At 65.9% G+C, this 7,790-nt stretch carries 7 protein-coding genes; 3 read left to right on the top strand and 4 right to left on the bottom strand.

Annotated elements, in window-relative coordinates; translation table 11 throughout:
* The 3 genes from VGH41_RS02410 to VGH41_RS02400 form a co-directional block, all read right to left on the bottom strand.
* The coding region (locus VGH41_RS02410) for a BatA domain-containing protein (protein WP_331595748.1) at positions 1–400 on the bottom strand (400 nt) is incomplete at its 3' end.
* Entirely contained in the window at positions 400–786 is a 387-nt protein-coding gene (locus tag VGH41_RS02405) for a hypothetical protein (protein WP_331595747.1), read from the bottom strand. The genes VGH41_RS02410 and VGH41_RS02405, both read right to left, overlap by 1 nt.
* Before the next feature lie 114 nt (positions 787–900).
* Complete coding sequence (locus VGH41_RS02400) at positions 901–2,511, bottom strand: sensor histidine kinase (RefSeq protein ID WP_331595746.1); 1,611 nt, start codon at positions 2,509–2,511, stop codon at positions 901–903.
* Positions 2,512–2,918: 407 nt separating this feature from the next.
* Here VGH41_RS02400 and VGH41_RS02395 point away from each other — a divergent pair, with 407 nt between their 5' ends.
* Positions 2,919–3,419 carry a hypothetical protein gene (locus VGH41_RS02395; RefSeq protein WP_331595745.1) on the top strand — a complete coding sequence of 167 codons (501 nt, stop codon included), beginning with the start codon at positions 2,919–2,921 and terminating at the stop codon, positions 3,417–3,419.
* Between the two features lie 190 nt (positions 3,420–3,609).
* Here the strand turns inward: VGH41_RS02395 and VGH41_RS02390 are convergent, their stop codons facing one another.
* Positions 3,610–6,039 (bottom strand): AsmA family protein, encoded by a 2,430-nt coding sequence (locus tag VGH41_RS02390; RefSeq protein ID WP_331595744.1) that lies wholly within the window; start codon positions 6,037–6,039, stop codon positions 3,610–3,612.
* A gap of 165 nt (positions 6,040–6,204) precedes the next feature.
* Here VGH41_RS02390 and VGH41_RS02385 point away from each other — a divergent pair, with 165 nt between their 5' ends.
* A complete protein-coding gene (locus VGH41_RS02385) occupies positions 6,205–6,978 on the top strand; it encodes an ABC transporter ATP-binding protein (RefSeq protein WP_331595743.1) in 774 nt (257 codons plus the stop codon).
* Positions 6,975–7,784: an ABC transporter permease gene (locus VGH41_RS02380; protein WP_331595742.1), complete on the top strand. Its 810-nt coding sequence runs from the start codon at positions 6,975–6,977 to the stop codon at positions 7,782–7,784. The genes VGH41_RS02385 and VGH41_RS02380 overlap by 4 nt, the downstream gene beginning before the upstream one ends.
* Positions 7,785–7,790: the final 6 nt, after the last annotated feature.

The raw sequence follows: 7,790 nt of genomic DNA, 5'->3' as shown, positions 1-7,790 counted from the left end.
CGAGGTTCAACGCGGTGGGCAGCCCGTCGGTGAACTGCTTCGCCGCCACCTGCGCGGCCTTCAACCGGCTCGGCGTGACGTCGGTGGCTTCCATGGACAGCGACACGTCGATCACCAGCATCACCGTCGCCCGGTTGCGCGGCACGCGTTCCTGCGCGGTTGGACCGGCCAGTGCGACGGTCAGCAGCAGCATCGCGACCAGCAGGATCGCGGCGGGCGCGTGCCGCCACCAGCCCTGTTTCTTGGGTGCGACCCGCTCCAGCAGGTCGAGGTTGGCGAAGCGCAGGGTGCGGCGCTTGCGCGCGCGCTGGATGATCACGTAGCCGATGGCCAGCGCGGCCACGACGGCCAGCAGCAGGAACCACCACGCCGCGGTGAACCCGGTCAGGCTCAACGTCATCAGACACCTCCTGACCAACGGCGCTTGCGGGCGACCGCGAAGCGGACGGTGTCGGCGATCCAGTCCGAGTCGGTGCGCAGCACCAGGTGTCCGCCGCCGGTGCTGCGCAGCGCGGCCGCGACCATGGCGCGGTGTTCGGCGGCGGCAGCGGCGAATTCGCGGCGCAGCAGGGGGGACGCGTTGACTTCGCGCTGGCGGCCGGATTCGGGGTCGGCGAGCACCAGCGAGCCGACTTCGGGCAGGTCGATGTCGCGCGGGTCGAGGATTTCGATGCCGACGACATCGTGCCTGCTGGCGAGCGCGCGCAGCGGGCGTTCCCAGTCCAGCGGTCCGAGGAAGTCGGAGACGACCACGAGCAGCCCGCGCCTGCGCGGCGGGCGGCGCATGACTCATTGTTCGTATCTCGTACTCATTCGGACCATCCCAGCTCGCAGATGGATGCCCGGTGTGTTGGCGCGGCCCGCCGTCGAGGGCTCAAAGGCCAGACTTGAAAGCCGGCTTCAAAGGCGCGCCGGCTGCTCCGGCAACACGACAAAAAATGTCGAACCCGCGCCCTCCGCCGATTCCACCCAGACCCGCCCGCCGTGCCGCTCGACGAGGCGCCGCACCAGCGCCAGCCCGATCCCGTCACCCTTCGCCACGTCGCCGTGCAGGCGTTGAAAGGCCCGGAACACCTTGGACATGTACGCAGCCGGAATTCCCATGCCATTGTCGCGCACGTAATAAGTTCGCGTGCGCAGCACGGGCGGCTGGCTCTCGTCGAGCGGGTCTGGCTCGAACGCACCCACCTCGATCCGGCCCAGCCGGCCAGGCTCGAGAAAGTTGAGTGCGTTGCCGATCAGCTGCCCAAAGATCTGCTCGATCGCTCCCGGATCGCCCCAGGCGGGCGGCAGTTCGCGCACGGTCAGCACAGCACCGCGCTCGTGGATCACCGCCGCCAGAGCGTCGACGACGCGCGCAACCGCGCGCCCGACGCTGACGCGCTGCCATTGGTATTCGAAGCGCCCTGCCCGGGAGATACGCAACAACGCGTCGATGATGGCCGCCGCGCGCGTCACCGCGGTCCGCAAAAAATGCAGCGACTCGCGTACGTCGCCATCGAGCACGTCCGTGAGACGCTTTTCTTCGTGACGCGGCAGTTGTGCGGCGTCGACCGTCGCGCGCAGCTCATCGCACGATACCTGCAGCTCCTTCGAAAAACCTTGCAGGTTGACCAGCGGCGAGCGCAAATCATGCGAGACGCTGTAGATGAACATCTCGTTGTCCTGAGTCTCCTGACGCAGTTCCTCGTTGAGCTCGGCCAACTCCTTGGCGCGCGCCTGCAGCCGGGCCTTCAATACGGCCTGCTCCTGCTCGGCGGCGCGCAGCCGCGCGCCGGTCTGGTGCAAGGCGGCGTCGAGCGCGGCGATCTCGTCGTTGCCCGAGAGCGGCGCACTCAACGGCCGGCCGAGACCCAGGCGCTCCGCGTTGCCGGTCAGCACCTCGAGTCGGCGTCCGATACTGCGGGCGAACACCAGCGCGGTGATGCCCCAGATCAGCATCGAACCGAGCACGGCCGCAATCAGCGCGTATTGCTGGCGCGCACGCCTGTGCGCGAGCGATGCGCTGCGTTGCGCGTCAAGGCGCGACTCCTCGTGCAGGAAAGTGTCGAGCTGCTCGCGAAACTGCGCCACCTGACCCGGCATCGCCTGAGTATCGAGAGCGATATAAGGCGTGATGCTGCGCCCTTCGTGCAACGCCTGCGAGATCGCCGTAGCTTGCGCGCGATAAGCATCGACGGTAGCGCGCATCTGCTGCACCCGCGCCACCTGCTGCGGCGTGTCCGCCACCAGTTGCTCGAGACGCATCAGACGGTCGGAGAGATCGACCCATGCCGCGCGCCGGTCAATGAACAGAGGATCGCCGACTACCATGCCGGTGCGGATTCGCGCCGCCTCGCGCAGCAACGGATCGACCAGCGCAGCCGATTCGTACAGGATGTGCTTGCTGTTGGCCACCCACAGCGCGGCTTGCGCCGTCTGTTGCTGAGTGTCGAAGACGACGCCCAGCAATGCCAGCTCGACGACGCTCGGCATGGCAATCAGCAACAACCCTTTGGTGAATAATTTCATGTTCGCCTGGCAGTCCATCCGGTCACGGCCATGCGTGCACGCCGCCGGCGAACCGCAAGACGCCGCCGTACAGCGCCCGACCGCCGGGCCGCCGCAGCGGGCGCATCCGGAACCGGGCCATTATCGACGTGAATTTGAGATATTTCAATGTGCCGCGCTTGAGGCGCTGGGCCACATAAAAATGTCTTTTTTTCGTGGTGGGAGTGTCCCTTACGCGGCGCCTGCGTCTATTATGGAGACAGAGGTTGGAGACGGGTAATGGGGATGCGAAAGCGCGCGGCAGGGCGATTCGGCACGATTCGTGCGGATGGGTGTGAGGCAGATTGATCGTCGAATCACCGTGAATCTGGCATTTTCGTATGCTATAAAAGATCGACGTGCGGCGGCGCGAAGCCGGGAGTGGTCGCATGAGGACGCTGCGTTTCTTGCAATTCTTTTTCAGGCGAATTTTTATGTCCTTCCCGAAAAAGCGTAGGCGCGCGAAGGTGGACGGCGACGAGTCGTTCCTAGCGGTGCTACGGCATTTCAAACCCTTCGGCCAGCTCGACACCAAGATCGCGCGGGCACGTGCTCAGGACGAACCGGTCCTCTATGCACACGTGCTGCCTGGCCTCGACGTCCTGCTGTGCAGCGTGCGCGGCGCGCAGCCTCCCTATCCGGCAGCCGCTGAGCTACGCCGGCGCTGCATCGAATCCATTGCTAACGCGCTGGAACAGCCGCTCGACGGGCTGGAAAACGGCGGCTACTGGTACGAGGCCGACGGCTTCGGCTTTCTGGTGTTCGCCAGCCGTGCACGTGGCCGGATCCTGCCGGAGTTTGGTGCAACGCGCGTCGTGAGCGGCACGTCACGTCGCGGCGTGCGTCGGCAAGATGCCGCCGGCGACGCGGCGCCACGTTCGTTGCGCTGATTCGCTCGCGCCCGTTTTTCCGCTGTACGAACTGGCTGAACAAAACCGTTCGCGCGCTCATGCCATCATGAGCGCGCGAATTTTTTTTGGCCGCGTCGCGCTGCGCCGCCTCGCCTTCGTTCGTGGGAGCTTCCGTGCCCCGCGCTTCCGTCATCTGAACGACCGTCTTTAGCGGGTCTCACGTCAAGGCCTAGCTACCCTTGTACTCGGCCGCGCTGGCCGGCGTCAGCGTAGCCGGCTTTGCCGCGGGCTTCGCGTTGCCGGACTTCGGCGGCGCCGCGGCGGTGCCCTGCGAGAGCGGCGCACGCGCCTTCTCTTTCTGTCCGGGCGGCGGCGCGGCCGGTTGTTGCGCCCGCTCGTTTGCCAGCAATTGCGCGCATGGCAGCGGCTTGTTATTGCTGGGTGCAATCAGCGGAATCAGCGCGGCAAACGGATTGATCAGACCAAGACCGATCATCGCGCCACCGCGCAATGCCAGCGCGGTCGCGTTCACACCCACGTGCGGATCTTTAAAGGTGCCCTTCGCGTACAACGGCGAACGCAGCGAAAACACCCGGAAGCCCTTCGTGTGGGGATGGATGCCCAGATCCATGGTCTCGTCGCGCAGGCTGACGTTGCCGTCGATGTCGATCACCGCGTCGTCCGTGTCGAGCGCGAACACGCGCGGGTTGAGCACGCCGTCGGTCACGACGAAGTCGGCGGCCGCGCAGTTGATCTTCACATCGGCCGTGCCGAACAGCTTTTCATAGACCACGTTCGCCACGTTCAGGCCGGCCGCCTCCATGAGCAGACGGCTCACCGTGCCGTCGGTCACCAGCGCCTTGACCTCGCCGTTCGAGGTGCCCGCCAGCGCCGCCGGCGAATTGCCGGTGGCCGAGAGCGCGGCGTCGCCGTTGATTTCGCCCAGCGCGCTTTGCATCGTCTTGAATGTTGGGAACAGCTGCTTGAGTTTCAGGTGGCGTGCCGACGTAGAGAAGCGCCCCTTCAACGGCGTCGCGCTGCCGTCCAGATGAATCTCCGAAGACAGGGTGCCGCCCGCTACGCCGAACGAAAGCGGGGTCAGCGACAGCACGCCATCGGCCAACACCACGTGCGTGTATAGGTTGGTGATCGGCAGGGCCGGATTCTTGATGAGACGCCGGCCGGTGAATTTGACATCTGCGTCAATCGCTTTCCAACGGTCGGTGCGAAACTCCTCTACCGGCAAGACCTTGTCGGAGGGCTGCTTCGTCGTGTCGCCGCGCTTCGCCTTGCTGGCGTTGGAATCGGCGCCGATGACCGGCGCCAGATCCGAGAACTGCAGCAGGTTCGACACGAGTTCGCCCTGCAGCAGCGGACGCGGTTCGCGCGCCGTGTAGGTCAGCGTGCCGTTCAGATCGCTGCCGCCCACCCGGCCTGTAAAATTTTCATACCTGAAAACGCTGCCATTGCGCTTGAACTGGCCGACCAGCCGCCCTTCGGTCGCGTAAGGCGGCGTATCCGGCAGTGTCACGCCGGTGATCGAGTACAGATGCGCGAGGCTCTGCCCCTGCAGCCACAGACGCAGATCGACTGCGGCCAGATGCGCGGGATCCGTGACGGTGCCGACCAGCGCCACATGCAGATCGCCCACCTTGACGTCGGCTTGCAGCGGAAACGGCCGGTTGGCGTCCTGCAGGGCCAGCACGCCGCCCAGCTTGCCGTCGCCCGAGACGGCCGTGCGGTTGTAACTGCCCTTCACGGTCCAGCCCATGGCATAGGTCGGCGCCGCGGCAGGCGGCGCGGCCGCCGTACTGCTGGCCGGCGCGGTCGCGGTCATTGGCACGCTGCCGCCGGACCCGGCAACCGTTGCCGATGCGCCCGCTCCGGCACTGCCTGCCGACGCGGCGGTTTCGCTTGCAGAAGCAGCGGAGGCCGCCGCAGCCGACGCCGCCTCCGAGGCCGCCTCCGCATTCACCTGGGCCGTGAGCCGGTTAGCGCCCTGCTGGCCGACCACTTGCGCCGACGTGCTGCGCGAGGCGGCCTCCTGCTGCTTCATCACGTCGCCGATCGGAATCGGCTGACCGAGCGTATCCACCACGATTTGCACATCGACTTTTTTCTGCTGATCGGACACGGCGATATTGCCCTTGGCGAACTGGATATCGTGCAGGTCGAGCTTCCACTCGGATGGTCCGGCCGACGACTGCAGCTTGAAAGTCCAGTTGTCGCGGCCGTCGAGCAGGCGTTCCAGATCGACGGACGGATTCACCAGGTTGATGGCGGGAATCACGATGTCATGCGCGAGCAGCGGCAGCACGGCGACTTCGAAGTCGATCTCGTCGAGCGTCGCGAATTGCGGCTGGCTGGCCCAGGTGGGGTTCGCGATCGTAATGTTGGCGGCCGAGAAACGCGGCCACGGCACCCATGCCCGCCAGCCCGTTTCGCCCACCGGATGCCGCCAGCCCACCTTGAGATCGCCGTTGATCGTGAACTGCCTGCCGATCGCCGCGCTCACCTTGTCATCGACCCACGGACGGGCGCGATTCCAGTCGAAGGTCAGGATAAAGATCGCCAGTGCGACGATCAGAATCACGATAACCGCGACCACCCATGCGATGATCTTGCCGATGCGCCTGCCAATCGTGCCCGACACTGCCATGAGGAACTCCGCTCATTTCTTGTTGGGTATCCGACAGCAGTTCGCATGCCTGGTTCAGTATGCCTCGCGTGGCGCGCGGCGAAGCCGGCGCGGTGTCGTCCGCTGCGGCGTCCGCGCCGCTGCCCCATGAGGCGGTGCACTGTACGTATAAACACATCCCCCACCATGACGGATACTTCCCTTGTCGACGCCGAGGACATCGCCCGGCGCGATCCTGTGAGCGGACAGATGTTGCTGCAGCCCACCCGCTTTGCGCTTCACGCCGGCGACCGCGTCGCCATCAGCGGGCCCTCGGGGTCGGGCAAGAGCGTGTTCCTGCGCGCGTTCGCGCTACTCGATCCGCTCGATGGCGGGCGCATTGCCTGGCACGGCCAACCCGTCGAGCGCGCGACGATCCCGCGCTATCGCCGCAACGTGGCGTATATCCGGCAGCGTCCGGCGATTCTGGACGGCACCGTCGAGGACAACCTGCGCTATCCGTTCACGCTCAAGGCTTATCGCGACGTGCGCTTCGATCGCGCGCGGGCAGCGTCGCTGGCCGCCCAGGCGGGCCGCGGCGAACACTTTCTCGACAAGCGAGCAAGCGATCTGTCAGGCGGCGAAGCGCAGATCGCAGCGTTGATTCGCGTGCTGCAACTCGCACCGGAAGTGTTGCTGCTCGATGAGCCCACTGCGTCACTGGACCCGGAGTCGTCTCACGCAATAGAAGGTCTCGTCAAGGCGTGGTTCGTGGCGGACGACAAACCGCGCGCCTGGATTTGGGTCTCGCACGATCCGGCGCAAGCAAAACGCATGAGCGAACGTCATCTGACCATGCGCGCGGGCGTGCTGGATGAAGCGCCGCATGAAGACAACGTGACAGTTGCACATGACGCGCCAGCGGAGCGGTCGGCCAGCGCCTCCGCATCGGGCACCGACCACGAGGAGCGCGCTCCATGATGCTGCAAAACCTGAGCTTGTGGGACGTCGGCATCGCCGCGCTGCTGATCGTCGTGAACGGCGCGTTGTCGGTGGCGCTCAAGCTCGACCTCGAACGCAAGCTGGCGTGGGCCGCAGTCCGTACGGTTGTCCAGTTGCTCGCGATCGGCTATGTGCTCGGTTGGGTCTTCCAGTACAACCGCTGGTACGTCGTCTTGCCGCTGATGGTGATCATGACGCTGATTGCCGGTTTCGCCGGCGCTCAACGCGGCGCGCGCACGTACGCCGGTCAGCGCGCGGACAGCGTGGTGTCGATCTGGTTCAGTTCGTGGCTGGTCGCGGCGGTAGGCCTCTTCGTCGTGATCCGCATCCACCCCTGGTACGAGCCGCAGTACGCGATTCCGATTCTCGGCATGATCCTCGGCAACACGCTGACCGGCGTGTCGCTCGGCATCGAACGGATGACCGAGGAACTGACCGCGCGGCGCGACCGCGTGGATATGGCACTCGCGCTCGGCGCGACGCGTTGGGAAGCTGCGCAAGGGCCGGCTCGCCAGGCGGTGCGCGCCGGCATGATTCCGACCCTGAACCAGATGGCGGTGGTCGGTGTGGTCAGTCTGCCCGGCATGATGACGGGCCAGGTGCTGGCCGGCCAGTCGCCGCTCCAGGCGGTGCGCTATCAGATCGTGATCATGTTTCTGATTGCTGCGTCATCGGCGCTCGGCACGGTGGGCGCCGTGCTGCTGACTTACCGGCGCCTGTTCTCCGCCGAGCATCGTTTTCTGGCGTCACGGCTGGTGGAACGCGCAAGCGGCGCACGCGGGTGATCCGGG

The organism is Paraburkholderia sp. (assembly GCF_036488795.1).
In the GTDB taxonomy this organism is placed as follows: Bacteria; Pseudomonadota; Gammaproteobacteria; order Burkholderiales; family Burkholderiaceae; genus Paraburkholderia.
Note: the sequence above shows the minus strand (reverse complement) of the source record. Positions and strands in the feature narration are given on the sequence as shown.